Annotated in this window: 21 protein-coding genes; all 21 read right to left on the bottom strand. The window is 56.9% G+C overall.

All coding sequences use genetic code 11. The annotated features are described in order from the left end of the window. Positions 1-258: 258 nt before the first annotated feature. Complete coding sequence (glmS, locus tag BLU75_RS22845; RefSeq protein ID WP_090221568.1) at positions 259-2,091, bottom strand: glutamine--fructose-6-phosphate transaminase (isomerizing); 1,833 nt, start codon at positions 2,089-2,091, stop codon at positions 259-261. Between the two features lie 10 nt (positions 2,092-2,101). Continuing rightward, complete coding sequence (locus BLU75_RS22840; RefSeq protein WP_084378361.1) at positions 2,102-2,869, bottom strand: DeoR/GlpR family DNA-binding transcription regulator; 768 nt, start codon at positions 2,867-2,869, stop codon at positions 2,102-2,104. 163 nt (positions 2,870-3,032) lie between these two features. Beyond that, positions 3,033-4,400 carry a bifunctional UDP-N-acetylglucosamine diphosphorylase/glucosamine-1-phosphate N-acetyltransferase GlmU gene (gene glmU / locus BLU75_RS22835; protein WP_090221567.1) on the bottom strand — a complete coding sequence of 456 codons (1,368 nt, stop codon included), beginning with the start codon at positions 4,398-4,400 and terminating at the stop codon, positions 3,033-3,035. A 115-nt stretch (positions 4,401-4,515) separates the two neighbouring features. Continuing rightward, positions 4,516-4,941 (bottom strand): F0F1 ATP synthase subunit epsilon, encoded by a 426-nt coding sequence (locus BLU75_RS22830; RefSeq protein ID WP_084378363.1) that lies wholly within the window; start codon positions 4,939-4,941, stop codon positions 4,516-4,518. Positions 4,942-4,985: 44 nt separating this feature from the next. Continuing rightward, positions 4,986-6,362 (bottom strand): F0F1 ATP synthase subunit beta, encoded by a 1,377-nt coding sequence (gene atpD / locus BLU75_RS22825; RefSeq protein ID WP_020294925.1) that lies wholly within the window; start codon positions 6,360-6,362, stop codon positions 4,986-4,988. Between the two features lie 27 nt (positions 6,363-6,389). After that, positions 6,390-7,250, bottom strand: coding sequence for a F0F1 ATP synthase subunit gamma (atpG, locus tag BLU75_RS22820; protein WP_084378364.1), 861 nt, complete (start codon positions 7,248-7,250; stop codon positions 6,390-6,392). Between the two features lie 50 nt (positions 7,251-7,300). Beyond that, positions 7,301-8,845: a F0F1 ATP synthase subunit alpha gene (gene atpA, locus BLU75_RS22815; RefSeq protein WP_084378365.1), complete on the bottom strand. Its 1,545-nt coding sequence runs from the start codon at positions 8,843-8,845 to the stop codon at positions 7,301-7,303. A 21-nt stretch (positions 8,846-8,866) separates the two neighbouring features. Continuing rightward, positions 8,867-9,403: a F0F1 ATP synthase subunit delta gene (locus BLU75_RS22810; protein WP_084378366.1), complete on the bottom strand. Its 537-nt coding sequence runs from the start codon at positions 9,401-9,403 to the stop codon at positions 8,867-8,869. Positions 9,404-9,415: 12 nt separating this feature from the next. Next, positions 9,416-9,886, bottom strand: a complete 471-nt coding sequence (locus tag BLU75_RS22805; RefSeq protein WP_017736230.1) for a F0F1 ATP synthase subunit B — start codon at positions 9,884-9,886, stop codon at positions 9,416-9,418. A gap of 56 nt (positions 9,887-9,942) precedes the next feature. After that, entirely contained in the window at positions 9,943-10,200 is a 258-nt protein-coding gene (gene atpE / locus BLU75_RS22800) for a F0F1 ATP synthase subunit C (protein ID WP_002555987.1), read from the bottom strand. A gap of 133 nt (positions 10,201-10,333) precedes the next feature. Continuing rightward, a complete protein-coding gene (atpB, locus tag BLU75_RS22795; RefSeq protein WP_084378367.1) occupies positions 10,334-11,203 on the bottom strand; it encodes a F0F1 ATP synthase subunit A in 870 nt (289 codons plus the stop codon). Positions 11,204-11,219: 16 nt separating this feature from the next. After that, positions 11,220-11,627 carry a F0F1 ATP synthase subunit I gene (locus BLU75_RS22790; RefSeq protein WP_084378368.1) on the bottom strand — a complete coding sequence of 136 codons (408 nt, stop codon included), beginning with the start codon at positions 11,625-11,627 and terminating at the stop codon, positions 11,220-11,222. 148 nt (positions 11,628-11,775) lie between these two features. Further along, on the bottom strand, positions 11,776-12,648 hold the full coding sequence (locus BLU75_RS22785; RefSeq protein WP_084378369.1) for a ParB/RepB/Spo0J family partition protein: 873 nt from the start codon (positions 12,646-12,648) through the stop codon (positions 11,776-11,778). A 9-nt stretch (positions 12,649-12,657) separates the two neighbouring features. Next, the gene (locus BLU75_RS22780) at positions 12,658-13,455 is read right to left on the bottom strand and encodes a ParA family protein (RefSeq protein ID WP_084378370.1); all 798 of its coding nucleotides are present in this window, start codon (positions 13,453-13,455) and stop codon (positions 12,658-12,660) included. A gap of 18 nt (positions 13,456-13,473) precedes the next feature. Beyond that, positions 13,474-14,118: a 16S rRNA (guanine(527)-N(7))-methyltransferase RsmG gene (gene rsmG, locus BLU75_RS22775; protein WP_084378371.1), complete on the bottom strand. Its 645-nt coding sequence runs from the start codon at positions 14,116-14,118 to the stop codon at positions 13,474-13,476. Beyond that, complete coding sequence (gene mnmG / locus BLU75_RS22770; protein WP_084378480.1) at positions 14,115-16,007, bottom strand: tRNA uridine-5-carboxymethylaminomethyl(34) synthesis enzyme MnmG; 1,893 nt, start codon at positions 16,005-16,007, stop codon at positions 14,115-14,117. Before mnmG ends, rsmG begins: the two co-directional genes overlap by 4 nt. Before the next feature lie 549 nt (positions 16,008-16,556). Continuing rightward, complete coding sequence (gene mnmE, locus BLU75_RS22760) at positions 16,557-17,927, bottom strand: tRNA uridine-5-carboxymethylaminomethyl(34) synthesis GTPase MnmE (RefSeq protein ID WP_084378372.1); 1,371 nt, start codon at positions 17,925-17,927, stop codon at positions 16,557-16,559. A gap of 80 nt (positions 17,928-18,007) precedes the next feature. Then, positions 18,008-19,690: a membrane protein insertase YidC gene (gene yidC / locus BLU75_RS22755; RefSeq protein WP_084378373.1), complete on the bottom strand. Its 1,683-nt coding sequence runs from the start codon at positions 19,688-19,690 to the stop codon at positions 18,008-18,010. A 2-nt stretch (positions 19,691-19,692) separates the two neighbouring features. After that, positions 19,693-19,938 carry a membrane protein insertion efficiency factor YidD gene (gene yidD / locus BLU75_RS22750; RefSeq protein ID WP_010465488.1) on the bottom strand — a complete coding sequence of 82 codons (246 nt, stop codon included), beginning with the start codon at positions 19,936-19,938 and terminating at the stop codon, positions 19,693-19,695. After that, positions 19,931-20,338 (bottom strand): ribonuclease P protein component, encoded by a 408-nt coding sequence (rnpA, locus tag BLU75_RS22745; protein ID WP_373863642.1) that lies wholly within the window; start codon positions 20,336-20,338, stop codon positions 19,931-19,933. The genes yidD and rnpA overlap by 8 nt, the downstream gene beginning before the upstream one ends. A gap of 13 nt (positions 20,339-20,351) precedes the next feature. Then, on the bottom strand, positions 20,352-20,486 hold the full coding sequence (rpmH, locus tag BLU75_RS22740; RefSeq protein WP_003213577.1) for a 50S ribosomal protein L34: 135 nt from the start codon (positions 20,484-20,486) through the stop codon (positions 20,352-20,354). Between the last annotated feature and the right edge of the window lie 309 nt (positions 20,487-20,795).

Here is a 20,795-nt window from a genome sequence, read left to right as displayed (position 1 = left end):
GTAAGGAGGGGTGTGAAGCGCCCGTTCACAGTCGCAAAGTACCGTCGCTTATTATTGGATTACCTTCTGATGTTGGGATTATCGTGTGATTGGCATCAACCTGTGCCAGCCCATGCGAACCGCCAGGTAGACCTCCAGGGTCGCCTAGAGAAAATTGCCGCAGAGGCTGTGCCGATCTGGCAAGCCCTGCGGCAGTTTTAATTCACAAGCGACAGCTTTAATTCTCAAACACCACTGTCCTTGCTTCACCGCTAAGCGCTATTCCACCGTCACCGACTTGGCCAGGTTACGCGGCTGGTCAACGTCAGTCCCCTTGAGCACGGCCACGTAGTACGACAGCAGTTGCAGCGGGATGGTGTAGAGGATCGGCGACAAGGTGTCGTGGATATGCGGCATGTTGATGACATGGGTGCCTTCGCCGTTGGTCATACCGGCTTTTTCGTCGGCAAACACAATCAGTTGGCCGCCACGGGCGCGTACTTCCTGCAGATTGGACTTGAGCTTCTCCAGCAGTTCATTGTTCGGCGCCACTGTGACCACCGGCATGTCGTCGTCCACCAGCGCCAGTGGGCCGTGTTTCAACTCGCCGGCCGGGTAGGCTTCGGCGTGAATATAGGAAATTTCCTTGAGCTTCAGGGAGCCCTCCATTGCCACCGGGTACTGCGCGCCACGGCCGAGGAACAGGGTGTGGTTTTTGTCAGCGAACAACTCGGCGACTTTTTCTACGGTGCTGTCCATCGCCAACGCTTCGCCCAGGCGGGTCGGCAGGCGACGCAGTTCTTCTACCAACGTGGCTTCAACGCCTTCGGCCAATGTGCCACGCACTTGTCCCAGGGACAGGGTCAATAGCAACAGACCAACCAACTGGGTGGTGAAGGCTTTGGTGGAAGCGACACCGATTTCGCGACCGGCTTGGGTCAGCAATGTCAGGTCGGACTCACGCACCAGCGAGCTGATGCTGACGTTGCAGATCGCCAGGCTCGCCAGGTAACCCAGCTCTTTGGCATTACGCAGGGCCGCCAGGGTGTCAGCGGTTTCGCCAGACTGGGAAATGGTGACGAACAGGGTATCAGGCTGCACCACCACCTTGCGGTAGCGGAATTCGCTGGCAACTTCGATCTGGCACGGAATACCGGCCAGTTCTTCCAGCCAGTAACGGGCAACCATGCCGGCGTGGTAGCTGGTGCCGCAGGCAACGATCTGTACATTGCGCACTTTGGCGAACAACTCGGCGGCTTGCGGGCCGAAGGCGTTGACCAGCACCTGACTCTGGCTCAGGCGACCTTCAAGGGTGCGTTGCACCACGGACGGTTGTTCGTGGATTTCCTTGAGCATGAAGTGGCGGAACTCACCTTTGTCAGCAGCTTCAGCGCCATCACGGTACTGCACCGCTTCGCGCTCGACTGACTGGCCATCAACGTCCCAGATCGCCACGCTGTCGCGGCGAATGTCGGCGATATCGCCTTCTTCCAGGTACACGAAGCGGTCAGTAACCTGACGCAGAGCCAGTTGGTCGGAAGCCAGGAAGTTTTCCCCCAGTCCCAAGCCGATCACCAGCGGACTGCCGCTGCGGGCCGCAACCACGCGATCCGGCTGGCTGGCACTGACGACCGCCAGGCCATAGGCGCCATGCAACTCCTTAACGGTGGCCTTGAGGGCGACGGTCAGGTCACTGTGGTCCTTGAGCTTGTGGTTCAACAGGTGGGCGATAACTTCGGTGTCGGTGTCCGACGTAAAGACGTAGCCCAGTCCCTTGAGTTGCTCACGCAGCACTTCGTGGTTTTCGATGATGCCGTTGTGAACCACGGCCAGGTCACCGGAAAAATGAGGGTGGGCATTGCGTTCGCACGGCGCGCCGTGAGTTGCCCAGCGGGTGTGGGCGATACCCAGGCGGCCGGCCAGAGGCTCACCGACCAAAGCCTGTTCCAATTCGCTGACCTTGCCCGGACGGCGCATGCGTTCCAGCTTGCCAGCGTTGCTGAAGACCGCCACACCGGCGCTGTCATAGCCACGGTATTCAAGGCGTTTGAGGCCTTCGAGCAAAATGGCGGTGACGTTGCGTTCAGCGACTGCGCCTACAATTCCACACATGGTTTCTCTCCTAGATGACTGCCGCGCAAATCAGCGTGATGCCGCGGGCTTGAATCTGGTCGCGGGCCTCGAGCGGCAGGCGATCATCGGTAATAAGGGTATGGACGCTGCTCCAGGGCAGTTCCAAGTTGGGGATCTTGCGGCCAATCTTGTCGGATTCGACCATGACCACGACTTCGCGGGCGACCTCGGCCATGACTCGGCTCAGGCCCAGCAATTCATTGAAGGTGGTGGTACCGCGCTGCAAATCGATGCCGTCGGCGCCGATGAACAGTTGATCGAAATCGTAGGAACGCAGCACCTGTTCGGCGACCTGGCCCTGGAAAGAGTCGGAATGCGGGTCCCAGGTGCCGCCGGTCATCAGCAGCACCGGTTCATGTTCCAGTTCGCTCAGGGCGCTGGCCACATGCAAGGAGTTGGTCATCACTACCAGGCCGGGCTGATGGCCCAGTTCGGGAATCATCGCGGCGGTGGTACTGCCGCTATCGATGATGATCCGGGCATGTTCACGCAGATGCTTGACCGCCGCGCGGGCAATGGCGCGCTTGTGGATAGAAATGGGTTGAGCGGGATCGCCCACCAATTCCTGGGGCATGGTGATTGCCCCGCCATAGCGGCGCAACAGCAAGCCGTTACTTTCCAGGGCCGCCAGGTCCTTGCGGATAGTCACTTCCGAGGTTTCAAAACGCTTGGCCAATTCGTCCACGCTCACTTCGCCCTGCTCATTGAGCAAAGTAAGAATATTGTGGCGTCGTTGGGGGGTGTTTCGTTTCGACATGGTGATGATAAGTTTCGTTTCGAAAGATAACGAAGGCAATCAAAACCTATTGGCGAAAGATCGTCAAGCGCTGAACAGCTTTTTTTGAAAACAACACCAGGCAAATGTGCGAGCAAGCCCGCACATACATTTAATGTTTATTGCTAAAGAGATTGTGGATAACTCAGGGTTTCTTGATTTTGACCGGGCGTTTCCAGCCGTCGATGTTGCGTTGACGCGCGCGGGCAACAGCCAGCTGCGACTTATCCACATCCTGGTTGATCGTCGACCCGGCCGCGGTGTTGGAGCCATCGCCAACGGTCACTGGCGCAACCAGCGAATTGTTGGAGCCGATGAATACGTCTTCGCCAATCGTGGTCTGGTGCTTGTTGGCGCCATCGTAGTTGCAGGTGATGGTGCCTGCGCCGATATTGGTGCGGGCGCCGATCAGCGCGTCGCCCAAGTAGGTCAGGTGACCGACCTTGGCCTCAGCGCCCAAGCGGGCATTTTTCAGTTCGACGAAGTTACCCACATGGGCTTTTTCCCCCAGCACGCTACCGGGACGCAACCGCGCAAACGGACCGGCATCGCTGCCCTCACCCATGACCGCGCCGTCGATGTGGCTGTTGGCCTTGACCACCACGCCTTTGCGCAAGGTGCTGTCCTTGATCACGCAGTTCGGGCCAATCACCACGTCGTCTTCAATCACCACGCGACCTTCGAGGATCACGTTGATGTCGATCAGCACGTCGCGGCCCACGCTGACATCACCGCGCACGTCGAAGCGCGCCGGGTCACGCAAGGTCACGCCCTGGGCCATCAGACGCCGTCCTTCGCGCAATTGGTAGTGACGCTCCAGCTCTGCAAGTTGCTTGCGATCGTTGGCGCCCTGCACTTCCATCGGGTCGTGAGGCTGCTCGGTGGCAACCACCAAGCCATCACTGACGGCCATTTCGATCACATCGGTCAGGTAGTACTCGCCTTGAGCATTGTTGTTCGACAAGCGGCTCATCCAGTCAGCCAACCGATCAGCCGGTACCGCAAGAATGCCGGTGTTGCCTTCGGTGATTGCGCGCTGGGCGTCACTGGCGTCTTTATGCTCGACGATGGCGGCCACCTTGCCGTCGGCATTACGCACGATGCGGCCATAACCGGTAGGGTCATCCAGCTCGACGGTGAGCAGGCCCATTTGGCCCGGCACCACATGCTTGAGCAGGCGTTGCAGGGTTTCCACTTCAATCAACGGCACGTCACCGTAGAGGATCAGCACGGTCTCGGCCTTGATGAAGGGAACCGCTTGAGCCGTGGCATGGCCGGTGCCCAGTTGTTTGTCCTGAAGCACGAAATTCAGATCATCCGCCGCCAAGCGCTCACGCACCACGTCGGCACCGTGGCCGATCACCACATGAATACGCTGCGGAGCCAGTTGCCGGGCGCTGTGGATAACATGACCCAGCATGGAGTTACCCGCAACCGGGTGCAGCACCTTGGGCAAGGCCGAACGCATGCGAGTGCCTTGGCCTGCGGCGAGAATTACGATTTCAAGAGACATGAATGGCTACCAATCCTGGGCGGTCCGACTTCAGACCAAAGAAGTGTTTTGCAAAAAAAGAAAAAGGGTAGCCGAGGCTACCCTTTTTAATCAATCACGCATGAAGGGTGACGGCTTAGCCGCCAAACTTCTTGCGGATCTGCTGGACGGTACGCAGCTGAGCTGCGGCCTCGGCCAGACGTGCAGCAGCAGAACCGTAGTCGAAATCTGCGCCTTTTTCGTTCAGGGCCTTCTCGGCAGCCTTGACGGCTTCCTGAGCGGAGGCTTCATCCAGGTCAGCAGCACGTTGCACAGTGTCGGCAAGTACCTTGACCATGTTCGGCTGAACCTCGAGGAAACCACCGGAGATGTAAAACACCTCCCGTTCCCCGCCTTGCTTGGTCAGAGTGATCGGACCTGGCTTCAAGCTGGTGATCAGCGGGGCGTGGCCCAAGGCGATACCAAGATCACCCAGTTCGCCGTGTGCAATCACCATTTCTACCAGACCGGAGAAGATTTCCCCTTCCGCGCTGACGATATCGCAATGGACTGTCATAGCCATCTGATTGCCTCAACCTGATGAGCGCCCGTTTCCGGGCGCCGGGATTACAGTTTCTTGGCTTTCTCGATCGCTTCTTCGATGCCGCCGACCATGTAGAACGCTTGTTCTGGCAGGTGGTCGTAGTCACCGTTGAGGATGCCTTTGAAGCCAGCAATGGTGTCTTTCAGGGAAACGTATTTACCCGAAGCACCGGTGAAGACTTCAGCCACGAAGAACGGCTGCGACAAGAAGCGCTGGATCTTACGAGCGCGGGATACCAACTGCTTGTCGGTTTCCGACAGCTCGTCCATACCCAGGATCGCAATGATGTCCTTCAGTTCTTTGTAACGCTGCAGCACGTACTGAACGCCGCGAGCGGTGTCGTAGTGCTCCTGGCCAATCACGTTCGGGTCCAGCTGGCGCGAAGTCGAGTCCAGTGGATCGACCGCTGGGTAGATACCCAGGGAGGCGATGTCACGGGACAGAACGACGGTGGCGTCCAAGTGGGCGAAGGTGGTCGCTGGCGACGGGTCGGTCAAGTCATCCGCAGGTACGTATACCGCTTGGATCGAGGTGATCGAACCTTCCTTGGTCGAAGTGATACGTTCTTGCAGAACGCCCATCTCTTCAGCCAGGGTCGGCTGGTAACCTACTGCCGAAGGCATACGGCCCAGCAGTGCGGATACTTCAGTACCGGCCAAGGTGTAACGGTAGATGTTGTCGACGAACAGCAGAACGTCGTTACCTTCGTCACGGAACTTCTCGGCCATGGTCAGGCCGGTCAGTGCCACGCGCAGACGGTTTCCCGGCGGCTCGTTCATCTGACCGTAAACCAGTGCCACTTTGTCCAGAACGTTGGAGTCCTTCATCTCGTGGTAGAAGTCGTTACCCTCACGAGTACGCTCACCCACACCGGCGAACACGGAATAACCGCTGTGCTCGATGGCGATGTTACGGATCAGTTCCATCATGTTTACGGTCTTGCCGACACCGGCACCACCGAACAGACCGACTTTACCGCCCTTGGCGAACGGGCAAACCAGGTCGATAACCTTGATGCCGGTTTCCAGCAGGTCGTTGCCGCCAGCTTGCTCGGCGAACGAAGGTGCTGGACGGTGAATGCCCCAACGCTCTTCGGTGTCGATCGGGCCAGCTTCGTCGATCGGGTTGCCCAGTACGTCCATGATCCGGCCCAGGGTCGCTTTACCGACCGGTACGGAGATGGCAGCGCCAGAGTCGATAACGTCCAGACCGCGCTTCAAGCCTTCGGTGGAACCCATCGCAATGGTACGAACCACGCCGTCGCCCAGCTGCTGCTGAACTTCCAGGGTGGTTTCCGCGCCTTGTACTTTCAGCGCGTTGTAGATGCTCGGTACGCTGTCGCGTGGAAATTCCACGTCGATAACGGCGCCGATGATTTGAACGATACGTCCGCTACTCATAGCTGGATCCTCTGAATATTTGAACCGTTAAACCGCGGCAGCGCCGCCGACGATTTCCGAGATCTCTTGGGTGATCGCAGCCTGACGCGCCTTGTTGTAGATCAGTTGCAAATCACTGATCAAATCACCGGCGTTGTCGGTAGCGTTTTTCATCGCGATCATCCGCGCCGCTTGTTCAGCTGCGTTGTTCTCGACCACCGCCTGGTAGACCTGCGACTCCACGTAGCGCACCATCAAGCCGTCAAGCAGCTCTTTAGCGTCTGGTTCGTAGAGGTAGTCCCAGTGATGCTTGAGTTCCTGATCCGGGGTTGCCACCAATGGAATCAACTGCTCCACGGTAGGCTGTTGTGTCATGGTGTTGATGAACTTGTTGGATACCACGGACAGGCGGTCAATCCGGCCTTCCAGGTACGCATCCAGCATCACCTTGACGCTGCCGATCAAATCATTGATCGACGGCTCTTCACCCAGGTGGCTGATAGCTGCAACGACGTTACCGCCGAAGTTGCGGAAAAAGGCCGCACCCTTGCTACCAACAACACACAGATCAATCTCGACGCCGTTTTCGCGGTTTACCGCCATGTCCTTGACCAGGGCCTTGAACAGGTTGGTATTCAAGCCACCGCACAAACCACGGTCACTGCTCACGACGACATAACCGACACGCTTGACGGCGCGGTCGATCATGAACGGGTGGCGGTATTCCGGGTTGGCGTTGGCCAGATGCCCAATTACCTGGCGGATACGCTCCGCATAGGGACGGCTAGCCGACATGCGCATTTGTGCCTTGCGCATTTTGCTGACCGCCACTTTCTCCATGGCGCTGGTAATCTTTTGCGTGCTTTTGATGCTCGCAATCTTACTGCGAATCTCTTTTGCGCCTGCCATGTAACACCTATCAGGTTAGCAAGCGGGAGCCTCGCGGCTCCCGCTGCGGCTTACCAGGTTTGGGTGGCCTTGAACTTCTCGATACCGGCTTTCATGCCAGCGTCGATTTCGTCATTGAAGTCACCCTTCACGTTGATCTTGGCCATCAAATCGGCATGATCGCGGTTGAAGTAAGCAATCAGCGCTTGTTCAAAGCTGCCGACCTTGGCGATTTCGACGTCAGTCAGGAACCCACGCTCAGCGGCATACAGCGACAACGCCATGTCAGCGATCGACATTGGGGCGTATTGCTTCTGCTTCATCAGCTCGGTAACGCGCTGACCATGCTCAAGTTGCTTACGGGTCGCTTCGTCCAGGTCAGAAGCGAACTGGGCGAATGCCGCCAGTTCACGGTACTGAGCCAGAGCGGTACGGATACCACCGGAGAGCTTCTTGATGATCTTGGTCTGAGCGGCACCACCCACACGGGATACCGAAACACCGGCGTTCACAGCAGGACGGATCCCGGAGTTGAACATGGCCGATTCCAGGAAGATCTGACCGTCGGTGATGGAAATCACGTTGGTCGGAACGAACGCGGAAACGTCGCCAGCCTGGGTTTCGATGATCGGCAGTGCGGTCAGGGAACCGGTTTTGCCGGTCACTGCGCCGTTGGTGAACTTCTCTACGTACTCTTCGGAAACGCGGGATGCGCGCTCCAACAGACGGGAGTGGAGATAGAACACGTCGCCTGGGTAGGCTTCACGGCCTGGTGGACGGCGCAGCAGCAGGGAAATCTGGCGGTAAGCCACTGCTTGCTTGGACAGATCGTCATAAACGATCAGCGCGTCTTCACCGCGGTCGCGGAAGAATTCACCCATGGTGCAACCGGAGTACGGTGCCAGGAATTGCAGCGCAGGAGATTCCGAAGCACTGGCAGCCACGATGATCGTGTTGGCCAGGGCGCCGTTTTCTTCCAGCTTGCGAACCACGTTAGCGATGGTCGATTGCTTCTGACCGATGGCTACGTAGACGCAGAAAATGCCGCTGTCTTTCTGGTTGATGATCGCGTCGATCGCCAGTGCGGTCTTGCCGATCTGACGGTCACCAATGATCAGCTCACGCTGGCCACGGCCGACCGGGATCATGGCATCGACAGCCTTGTAGCCAGTCTGTACAGGCTGGTCTACCGACTTACGCCAGATCACGCCAGGAGCAACTTTCTCGACCGCATCGGTCTCGGTGTTGTTCAGCGGACCTTTGCCGTCAACAGGGTTACCCAGTGCGTCGACAACACGACCCAGCAATTCCTTACCAACTGGAACCTCCAGGATGCGGCCTGTGCACTTGGCGCTCATGCCTTCGGCCAGAGACTGGTAAGCGCCCAATACAACGGCACCTACGGAGTCTTGCTCCAGGTTGAGGGCCATACCGAAGACGCCGCCCGGAAACTCGATCATTTCGCCGTACATGACGTCGGCCAGACCGTGAATCCGCACGATGCCGTCAGATACGCTGACGACAGTGCCTTCGTTACGGGCTTGGGAGGTCACATCGAGCTTGTCGATGCGGCCCTTGATAATTTCACTTATTTCGGAAGGATTGAGTTGCTGCATTGCTCTGCTGCCCCTTCAAACTCAAGATTTCAATGCTTCGGCAAGGCTCGCGAGTTTGCCGCGAACCGAGCCATCGATAACCAGGTCGCCGGCGCGAATGACAATGCCCCCAATGAGGGACTTGTCTTCCGTAGCTTGCAGGCGCACTTCCCGATTGAGTCGTGCACTGAGAACCTTGGCGAGTTTGTCTTGCTGTTCTTGGTTCAATGCAAAAGCACTGGTGACTTCAACGTCTACCGATTTCTCTTGCTCGGCCTTGTACAGGTCGAACAGAGCGGCAATCTCCGGCAGAAGCGGGAGACGGTCGTTTTCGGCAACGACGTGAATGAAGTTCTGCACTTTTACATCAAACTTGTCGCCGCACACGTCAATAAACGTGGCGGCCTTGTCTGCGCTCGTCAGTCGCGGGGCCTTGAGCACGCGCTGCATGGTGTCGTCTTGCGACACTGCTGCAGCCAGGCCGAGCATGGCTGACCAAGAGGCCAGCTGCTGGTGGGCCTGGGCGTGCTCGAAGGCTGCCTTAGCGTAAGGTCGGGCCAACGTGGTCAATTCTGCCATGATCGCCCTCGCTTAAATTTCAGCAGCCAGTTTGTTAACCAGCTCCGCGTGCGCGTTTTGATCGATTGTGGCACCCAGGATCTTCTCAGCACCGCCGACGGCCAGAGCACCCAGTTGGGCACGCAGCGCATCTTTGACACTGTTCAATTCCTGCTCGATCTCGGCCTGAGCCTGAACCTTCACACGGTCAGCGTCGATACGGGCTTTTTCAACAGCCTCTTCAACGATCTGGTTACCGCGTTTCTTGGCTTGCTCAATGATTTCAGCTGCCTGAGCTTTCGCTTCGCGCAGTTGCTGACCCGCTTTGTCTTGGGCCAACTCCAGGTCGCGAGCTGCTCGGGCGGCAGCGTCCAGTCCATCCGCGATCTTCTTCTGACGTTCGTGCAAAGCCGCGATGACCGGAGGCCATACGAACTTCATGCAAAAAACTACAAAAATCAAGAACGCTAAGGACTGACCAATAATGGTTGCATTAATGTTCACGCCAATACCTCGCTCGTTCGTTGCACAACACACCAATCACTCGAAAAAACGAGTGATTAACCGGCGAGTTGACCAACGAAGGGGTTCGCGAAGGTGAAGAACAGAGCGATACCAACGCCGATCATGGTCACGGCGTCGAGCAGGCCGGCAACGATGAACATTTTAACTTGCAGCATTGGAACCATTTCTGGCTGACGCGCTGCGCCTTCCAGGAACTTGCCGCCCAGCAGGCCGAAACCAATGGCAGTACCCAGGGCGCCCAGGCCGATCAACAGTGCAACAGCGATAGCGGTTAGACCAACTACAGTTTCCATCTTTCCTCCCGACTTTTACGTCGTATGGTTTAGGTTTTTTAGATTTTAAAGCGGTAAAACAAATCGTTTCATAGCCCTTTCAGGCCACCTTCCCGTTTCACCGGGAAGGACATCAGACTAGTCGAGACTGGTCTTAATGGTTCTCTTCGTGCGCCATCGACAGGTAGACGATGGTGAGCATCATGAAGATAAAGGCCTGCAGGGTGATGATCAGGATGTGGAACACAGCCCACGCCCACTGCAGAACAATGCCCAGGCCGCTAAGCCAGAGCAGACCGCTGCCGAACATCACAGCAATCAGAATGAACACCAGTTCGCCGGCATACATGTTGCCGAACAGTCGCAGAGCCAGGGAAATCGGCTTGGCGATCAGGGTCACGAATTCCAGCAGGAAGTTCACCGGGATCAGCAGCGCTTGAACGAAAATGTTCTTGCTGCCGAACGGGTGCAGGGTCAGTTCGCCAATGAAGCCACCGATGCCCTTGACCTTGATGCTGTAGAAAATGATCAGTACGAATACCGACAGGGCCATGCCCAGGGTAGCGTTCGGGTCAGTGGTCGATACGGCGCGGAACGGGAGGTGCGGGTCGCCGCTGATCCACATTGCCGCAACTGGAATCCAGTCCACCGGAATCAGGTCGATGGCGTTCATCAGGAACACCCAGACAAAGATGGTCAGTGCCAGCGGTGCAATCACCGCGCTGCGACCATGGAAGCTGTCTTTCACGCTGCCATCGACGAATTCGACCAGTACTTCAACGAAGTTCTGCAAGGCACCCGGCTGGCCGGAAGTGGCCTTTTTGGCGGCCATGCGGAAAATCAGGATGAAGATCAGACCCAGTGCGACCGACCAGCCGAGTGTATCGACGTGGAAAGCCCAGAAGCCCATTTCCTTGGCTTCTGCAGCGGTGTGGGCAAAGCCCCAGCCGCCAGTAGGATGCTGACCGAACGTCAGGTTCTGCAAGTGGTGCTGGATATAGCCCGAAGCGGTTGTCTCTGCCATGGTTGCCTCAAACGCCCTAAGGTCTCGAAAGTCTTGTTTTCATCAACAGGGGTGAAAACCAGCTGACCAATTGGGTCAACACGAAGACGCCGAATACAGCCAGCGGCGCCAATGGCTTCACACCTGCGAAGGTCAATGCAAAAAGCACTGCCGTCAAAATCAGTTTGCCCGCCTCACCGGCATAAAAAGACCGGACGATGGCTTGGGCTGCTCGGGCGCCGGAAAACCGAAAGGCCCTGTGAGCAAAATACATATTGGGCAGCAAGGCTATCAGGCCTCCACAGAGACCTGAATATCCGGCTACGACTCCATGCCAATACCAGAGCGCCAACGCGGCGATCAGCAAAATGACAAATTGGGCCATTAAAACCGGAAAAACAGCCAGGCGATGGAACGGCAACGTGTTTGGCGTGCGGGTTTCCATCACTTTTGCTCCTCAATGGTCGGCTGCCGGAAATCAATAACTTGGCATAATTTGTGCCGACAAAATGCGCGCAGAGTATAGGGGCGGTTTAGCCCCTATTCAACTGCCGGGTAGTGATTTCCGACTGCGCGCTACATAAGCAAATGTTTCAGCGGATGTGGGCAAGGACGCCCTGAAGCTCATCGAGAGAGTTATATCCGATAACCAGTTGTCCTTTGCCCTTCTTCCCGTGGCGAATTTGCACCGCAGAGCCCAGCCGCTCGGCCAGACGCTGTTCGAGACGAGCGATATCCGGGTCGACTTTGGTCGCTTCCACAGCAGCCGGTTTACCGTTGAGCCATTGGCGAACCAGCGCTTCCGTCTGACGAACGGTGAGCCCTCGTGCGACAACGTGTCGCGCCCCTTCAACCTGTTGATTTTCCGGCAAACCCAGCAATGCCCGAGCGTGCCCCATTTCAAGGTCACCATGGGAAAGCATGGTCTTGATCACTTCCGGAAGCGCAATCAGGCGCAGCAAGTTGGACACCGTCACCCGGGATTTACCCACGGCATCGGCCACCTGTTGCTGGGTCAGCTGGAATTCCTGCTGCAAGCGCTGCAGGGCGATAGCTTCCTCGATCGGATTGAGGTCTTCGCGCTGAATGTTCTCGATCAGCGCCATGGCGATAGCGGCTTCATCCGGTACATCACGCACCATCGCCGGGATGCTTTCCTTGCCGGCCTGTTGGCTGGCACGCCAGCGACGTTCGCCGGCTATGATCTCAAAGCGTCCACCGGCAATCGGGCGCACCACAATCGGCTGCATCACGCCCTGGCTCTTGATCGAGTTCGCCAATTCTTCCAGGGCCTGGGGATCCATGTCGCGGCGCGGCTGGTATTTGCCACGCTGGATCAGGTCCAGCGGCACATGTTGCAACTCGCGCTCATCGACCTGCACCGCTTGTTCTTCAAGGGTCGTGACAGTCGGACCACTCAGCAGTGCGTCCAATCCACGTCCGAGACCTCGTTTCTTGACGGCCATGGGGGTTCCTTAAGTTGGCTGGACAGCAGCGGTGCGTGAGTGACGGCGTTGGCGACGAACCATCTCGCCCGCCAGGGCCAGGTAGGCCAGTGCGCCACGCGAGGATTTATCGTACGCCAGCGCAGGCATGCCGTAGCTTGGTGCTTCGGCCAGGCGAATGTTGCGTGGAATCACCGTGTCGTAAAGCTGATCGCCAAAGTGTTCCTTGAGCTGCGCCGAAACGTCGTTCATCAGGCTCAGACGCGGGTCATACATGGTCCGCAGTAAACCTTCGACCTTCAGGTTAGGGTTGAGCAGCTCGGCGATGCGCTTGATGTTATCCACAAGGTCGCTCAAGCCTTCGAGCGCAAAGTACTCGCATTGCATAGGGATAATCACCCCATCGGCGGCCACCAAGGCATTCAGCGTCAACATCGACAGCGACGGCGGGCAATCGATCAGGATGTAATCGTAATTCTCGCGGATCGGTGCCAAAGCGCTGCGCAGACGACTTTCTTTCATCTGCATTTCCAGCAGCACCACTTCCGCCGCGGTCAAGTCGCGGTTGGCCGGCAGCAGTTGATAGCCGCCGTGCTCGGAATAGTGCATGGCCTGCGCTAGGTCGCACTCGCCAATCAGCAAGTCGTAGACCGAGTTTTCCAGGCCATGTTTATCCACACCGCTGCCCATGGTGGCGTTGCCCTGTGGATCGAGATCGATCAACAGCACCCGGCGCTTGGTAGCGACCAGGGAAGCTGCGAGGTTGATGCAGGTGGTGGTTTTACCCACACCACCTTTCTGGTTCGCTATCGCGAATACCTTAGCCATTCTTGCTTGTGTTCCCAATCATGCCGTGCGGCGCAGTATCAGCAGATGGCGTTGGCCTTGGCAACCGGGTACGGCCAAGGCGTGTTCGCTATCGAGGTGGAAGTCTGCCGGCAATGCTAACAGCTCGTCGCTTGGATGAACGCCCTTCATTGCCAACCAACGCGTATCGCGGTCGCCGAGGTGGCGAGTCCAGCCCGTGAAGTTTTCCATGCTGCTGAACGCCCGGGAAACAATTCCGTTGAAGGGCTGCTCAGGGACATAGGCTTCGACGCGGCTGTGGATAACTTGCAGGTTATCCAGTTTGAGTTCGAGTTTGACCTGAGTGAGGAAGCGGGTTTTCTTGCCGTTGCTGTCCAGGCAGGTCACCTGCGAGTCGGGAAACAGGATCGCCAGTGGAATGCCAGGCATGCCGCCACCGCTGCCGACATCCAGCCAGCGACCGTTTTCGATAAACGGCATCACGCTGAGACTGTCGAGCAGGTGCCGAGACACCATCTCGTCCGGATCGCGCACGGCAGTGAGGTTGTACGCCTTGTTCCATTTGATCAACAGGGCCAGATACCCCAGCAGCAACTCGTGCTGGGTCTCGGTCAGGTTGACCCCCAACTGACGAGCACCTGTGGATAACTCTTCGGCATGTTGCGAGGTGACCAACGAACTCAAGCGCTTTGCTCCAACTGACGGCCCGCGCCGCGTTTTTTCAAATGAATCATCAACAGCGAAATGGCTGCCGGGGTGACACCCGGGATACGCGAAGCCTGGCCGAGTGTTTCCGGACGCGTTGTCCCCAGCTTGCCTTGAATCTCTTTGGACAGGCCGGAAATGCCGGTGTAATCGATATCCACAGGCAATTTAGTGTTTTCACTGGCACGCAGACGGGCGATTTCGTCCTGCTGGCGATCAATGTATCCGGCATATTTGGTCTTGATTTCAACCTGTTCGGCGACCTGTGGGTCCTCGGCGCCGCCGCCAGTCACGTCGACCAGGCCTGCGTAATCGATTTCCGGACGGGACAGCAGGTTGAGCAAATTGTATTCGTGGGTCAGCGGCGTGCCGAATTTTTCGGCAATCGCATCGCCTTGCTCGGTACCCGGACGAACCCAGGTACTTTTCAAACGCTGCTCTTCCAGCTCGATACTTTCGCGTTTTTTGCAGAACGCCGCCCAGCGCACGTCATCGACCAACCCCAACTCGCGACCTTTTTCGGTCAAGCGCAGATCGGCGTTGTCTTCACGCAGGATCAGGCGATATTCGGCCCGCGACGTGAACATCCGGTACGGTTCCTGGGTGCCGAGGGTAATCAGGTCATCAACCAGCACGCCGATGTAGGCTTCATCGCGGCGCGGGCACCAGCTGTCCTTGCCCTGTGCGCGCAGTGCGGCGTTGGTTCCGGCCAGCAATCCCTGGGCGCCGGCTTCTTCGTAACCGGTGGTGCCATTGATTTGCCCCGCAAAGAACAAACCACCGATTACCTTGGTTTCCAGACTGTATTTCAAGTCGCGCGGATCGAAATAGTCGTACTCGATGGCGTAGCCGGGACGCACGATATGGGCGTTTTCCATGCCACGGATCGATTGCACGATCTGGATCTGCACGTCGAACGGCAAGGAAGTGGAAATTCCGTTCGGATACAACTCGTTGGTGGTCAAACCTTCCGGCTCGATGAAGACCTGGTGGCTTTCCTTGTCGGCAAAACGGTGGATCTTGTCTTCAATCGAGGGGCAATAACGCGGACCAATGCCTTCGATCACCCCGGAGTACATGGGCGAACGGTCGAGGTTCGCGGCAATGATTTCGTGGGTTCGGGCATTGGTGTGGGTAATCCAGCAACTGATCTGCCGCGGGTGTTGTTCCTTGGAACCCATGAACGACATGACCGGGATCGGCGTGTCGCCGGCTTGCTCGGTCATCATCGAAAAATCCACGGAGCGTGCGTCGATGCGCGGTGGCGTGCCGGTTTTCAGGCGACCCACGCGCAATGGCAACTCACGCAGGCGCTGAGCCAGTGCGATCGAAGGCGGATCACCGGCACGACCGCCTGAATAATTCTGCATGCCGATGTGGATAAGTCCGCCCAGGAACGTACCCGTGGTCAACACCACAGATTCTGCGAGAAAGCGCAGACCCATCTGGGTAACAACACCACGAACCTGGTCTTGCTCGACAATCAGGTCATCTGCCGCTTGTTGAAATATCCACAGGTTCGGCTGATTTTCCAGAGTTTCACGGATGGCGGCCTTGTACAGGATCCGATCGGCCTGAGCACGAGTAGCTCGCACAGCCGGGCCTTTACGGCTGTTCAACACGCGAAACTGAATACCACCCTTATCGGTGGCCATGGCCATCGCGCCGCCCAGGGCATCGATTTCCTTGACCAGATGGCTTTTGCCAATTCCGCCGATGGCGGGATTGCAGCTCATGGCGCCGAGGGTTTCCACGTTGTGCGTCAGCAGCAGGGTTTTCACGCCCATGCGCGCTGACGCCAGTGCTGCCTCGGTACCGGCATGACCGCCGCCGATGACGATCACTTCAAAACGGGAAGGGAAATCCACCACGCACCTCGTGCCTGCTTATGTAGGTAATCAGGAATTGATTGTTGAAAGAGTTTTGGAGCCTTGGCGGCAAGTATAGGGACTTAGGCCTTTCTAAAGAACCCTTTGCACAAAATTTAACCAGCTGTGGATGAATCACGGATAATAGAAATTAAAAGAGAGAGATTTATTAAATCTTTGTTTTTATGTTTATTTATACTGAGCCAGTTTTCTGTGGATAAGGTTCTACACACCAGATTTTACGCTGTGTACAGAGATTCAAAAGTCTGTGTTCAGGTGGCAATGAGGCCCTTGGATAAGTGCCTTGAGCCTGTGGATTAAACAGGTGGTTATCCACAGAGGGGATTATGCGCAGTTTTCAAGCCCTGTTATCAACTGGGCACAAGGCGGGTTATTCACAGGGCTTAATCCACAGAAAAGCGTTCGTCAGGGCAAATCGCGCCCACAAAAAGCCGTTTATGGCCGTGGGCTATTTTCAACAGAAGGAATTGATGCCCGGATTCGGGCGAAACAGACAGGCACGAATGGCCTGTCTGGGAGCAACCAGGGTTATTTACCGATGCAGAAGCTGGAAAAGATCCGTCCCAACAAATCGTCGGAGCTGAACGCGCCGGTAATTTCTCCCAGCAGTTGCTGGGCTTGACGCAAATCTTCGGCCAGCAACTCGCCCGCGCCCGCCAGGGTCAGCTGCGCACGACCGTGCTCCAGGGCGGCGCTGGCATGCCGCAGCGCTTCCAGATGCCTGCGGCGGGCACTGAAACTGCTCTCCGACGTCTGCTCATAGCCCATGCAGGCCTTGAGGTGATCACGCAGCAGCTCCAGACCGTCGCCACCCGACTTGGCGCTGAGGCTGATGGTGACATGGCCATCGTCGCTGACTTCCAGGGCAATGGCTTCACCGGTGAGATCAGCCTTGTTGCGAATCAACGTAACCTTTGCCGGATCTGGTCGTTGCTCGAGAAATTCCGGCCACAGGGCGAAAGGATCCACCGCTTCAGGCGCCGTCGCGTCCACCACCAGCAGGACCCTGTCGGCTTCGCCGATCGCTTTGAGCGCACGCTCCACGCCGATTTTTTCCACCTGGTCGTCGGTGTCGCGTAATCCTGCGGTATCAACCACATGCAACGGCATACCATCGATGTGGATATGTTCGCGCAATACATCCCGGGTGGTGCCGGCAATCTCGGTGACAATCGCCGCCTCACGCCCAGCCAGTGCGTTGAGCAGGCTGGACTTGCCGGCGTTTGGCCGACCGGCAATAACCACCGTCATCCCGTCGCGCAACAACGCGCCCTGTCCCGCTTCCTTGAGAACTGTGGATAACTCATCGCGAACTTTATCGAGCATGGCAAGGACGTGACCATCGGCAAGAAAGTCGATTTCCTCTTCCGGAAAATCAATGGCCGCTTCGACATAGATCCGCAAACCGATGAGCTGCTCGGTGAGGTTATGCACACGCTGGGAGAACGCACCTTGCAACGAGCGCAATGCATTGCGCGCAGCCTGTGCAGAACTGGCCTCGATGAGGTCCGCGATAGCCTCGGCCTGGGCCAGGTCAAGTTTATCGTTGAGAAATGCCCGCTCGCTGAATTCACCCGGGCGAGCCAGACGGCAACCCAATTGCAGGCAACGTTGCAGCAACATATCCAGGACAATCGGCCCGCCATGGCCTTGTAACTCCAACACGTCTTCTCCGGTAAAGGAGTTGGGCCCCGGAAAATACAGAGCGATCCCTTCGTCCAGGACTTCCTGCTCATCCCCAAAAAACGGGCCGTAATGGGCGTACCGAGGCTTTAGCTCACGGCCGCTGATGGCTCGGGCCGCCGCATGGGCGAGTGGGCCGGAAATTCGAACGATACCGACGCCACCACGACCTTGAGCGGTGGCGACAGCGGCGATGGTTTCACGAGGAGCGCTCATGGCGGGTACCCGGACAAAAGTGACGGAAAGCAAAACGCCCCACTAGGGGGCGTCTTGAGTGGTTTTATCCACAGAGTAAATTACGCCTCGGCTTTTTTCGCAGCCGCTTCGATTTTACGTGTGATGTACCACTGTTGGGAGATCGACAACACGTTGTTGACTACCCAGTACAGAACCAGACCCGCTGGGAACCACAGGAAGAAGAAGGTGAAGATGATTGGCATCATTTTCATCACCTTGGCCTGCATCGGATCCGGCGGCGTCGGGTTCAAGCGCTGCTGGATGAACATGGTAGCGCCCATGATGATCGGCAGGATAAAGAACGGGTCTTTGATCGACAGGTCGGTTATCCACAGCATGAACGGTGCCTGGCGCATTTCCACGCTTTCCAGGAGTACCCAGTAAAGCGACAGGAATACCGGCATCTGTACCAGAATCGGCAAGCAACCACCCAGCGGGTTGATCTTCTCTTTCTTGTACAGCTCCATCATGGCTTGCGACATTTTCTGCCGGTCATCGCCATGTTGCTCTTTCAATGCGGCGAGTTTCGGCGCCACTGCGCGCATACGCGCCATCGATTTGTAGCTGGCTGCCGACAACGGGAAGAAAATCCCCTTGATCAGCATGGTCAGGAAGATGATCGACCAGCCCCAGTTACCGACGATGCTGTGGATATGTTGCAGCAGCCAGAAGATTGGCTGGGCAATGAACCACAGGATTCCGTAATCCACGGTCAGTTCCAGACCTGGGGATAACTCTTTCAGGACTGCCTGGCTCTTAGGACCGGCGTACAACGTAGCGCTGGTTTCAGCCTTGGCACCTGGCGCGACGGTCAATGCCGGGCCAGTAAAACCGATGATGTAGTTGCCCTGGTTGTCCTTGCGGGTCTGAACCAGGTTGGATTCATTTTTGTTCGGGATCCATGCCGTCACGAAATAGTGTTGCAGCCATGCAACCCAACCGCCTTGGACGGTCTCTTTCAACGTTTCCTTGTCGATATCTTTCATCGACACTTTTTTGTACGGCTCGGCACTTGTCCACAGGGCGGCACCCAGGTAGGTCGCGGTGCCAGTGGCGGTACTGGAAGACGGATCGGAGCTGTCATCACGCTTGAGCTGGGCGAACAGGTTGCCCGTCCACGGCTTGGCGCTTTGGTTATCGATCAGATAAGTGACTTTCAGATCGTACAAGCCGCGGGTAAAGCTGAAGCGCTTGATGTAATTGACGCCGTCGTGACTGAATTTCAGGTCGACATTCAGCTGGTTCTGGCCATCAGCCAGTTGATAAGTCCGCTGTTCCGTCGAATAAACCGGACGACCGGTAGCACGCGCATCAGGACCGTCAGTGCCAGTCAGGCCACTTTGTGCCAGATAAACACGTTCGCCACCGTTATCGAACAGTTGGAACGGAACATCTGGATGGTCTTGGCGACGTGGATACAGCGGCAACTTCAGTTGGGCGATATCGCCACCCTGTGGATCGATCGCCAGGTCCAGCACATCCGTTTTAACGTGGATGAGGTCCTTATTGGTGATGACCGGATTTTCTAGAGGGGGGCTGGTCTCTGCATTCGCGCTGGGTACATCGGCACTGGCGGAAGCATTGTTACCCAACGGTGCGTCCGGAATAGCCGGGGCAGACTGATTGGTAGCAACATTCTGAGTCGGCAGGGCAGCCTGGCCATAGTCCTGGTTCCATTTAAGAACCATAACGTAGGACACGATTGCCAGGGCGACGATCAGGATCGTGCGTTTAATATCCATGATTACTCGGCCATCGAAGAAGAACGGGAGGTAGGGATAGGCGGAACCGGGTCATAACCACCGGGATTCCACGGATGACAGCGACCTAAACGACGAAAGGTCAGCCAGCCACCGCGCAGAAGGCCATGATTTTCTATGGCTTCATACGCGTAGCAGGAACAGCTGGGGTAGAAACGACAGTGGCTGGCCATCAGCGGACTAATGGCATAGCGGTAAAACTGGATCGGAACGAGGGCCAGTTTACGCATCAGTGCTGTCTACCCCTACAGTTTCGGGGCCGACTGCTGGCGCTGGCTTGTGGTTACGAGCCAAACGTTTCCAGAGCTTGCCGAAATGCTGAATCAATTCGGGGTTTTCTACGTCCCCCAAGCCTTTGCGCGCGACGATAACAATATCCCAACCAACCAGAGTGTCCTGGTGGAGGCGAAACGATTCGCGCATCAGACGCTTGAGGCGATTGCGCTCAACGGAGAGCTTGACGCTCTTTTTGCCGATCACTAACCCGAGACGGGGGTGATCAAGATCGTTGTTACGCGCAAGGAGCAGGAGATTTTTCCCCGGAACCTTGCCGGTGGGGGAGTCAAAGACTGCCTTGAAATGCCGGGGAGTTAGCAGACGCTTTTCCCGACTGAAGTCCTGACTCACCACCAGTGCCGGATTATCAAACTGCCAGACGCGCACGACCTTTGGCGCGACGACGCGACAGGACGGCACGACCGTTCTTGGTGGCCATGCGGGCACGGAAGCCGTGGGTACGGGCGCGTTTGATAGTGCTGGGTTGGAAAGTACGTTTCATGGCGTTGTTACCTGGTTCGTCCACAACGGGCCGGAATGGCCCCCGTTTTAAGAGACCGGCGATTCTAGAGAAAGCAAGCCTCTAGGTCAATTTCCAACCAGCTTTTCCTTCAATTAGATCTCTATAGCGTTCGGGCCTGTCCGGGAAGGTTCGGCTTCCATGTGTGATGCCATAGATATAAAAATAAAGAAGGAAGTTATTTAAAGCTTTTCTGTAAAGCTTATAAAAGCTAGGCAGGCAATCTTCTGTGGATAAGTACATCCAGGCCTTTATTTACGTACTGTACAGAGAATGACAACACGGGGGAGA

The sequence above is a fragment of the Pseudomonas mucidolens genome, from assembly GCF_900106045.1.
GTDB lineage: Bacteria > Pseudomonadota > Gammaproteobacteria > Pseudomonadales > Pseudomonadaceae > Aquipseudomonas > Aquipseudomonas mucidolens.
This window is presented reverse-complemented; position numbering and strand designations above follow the sequence as displayed.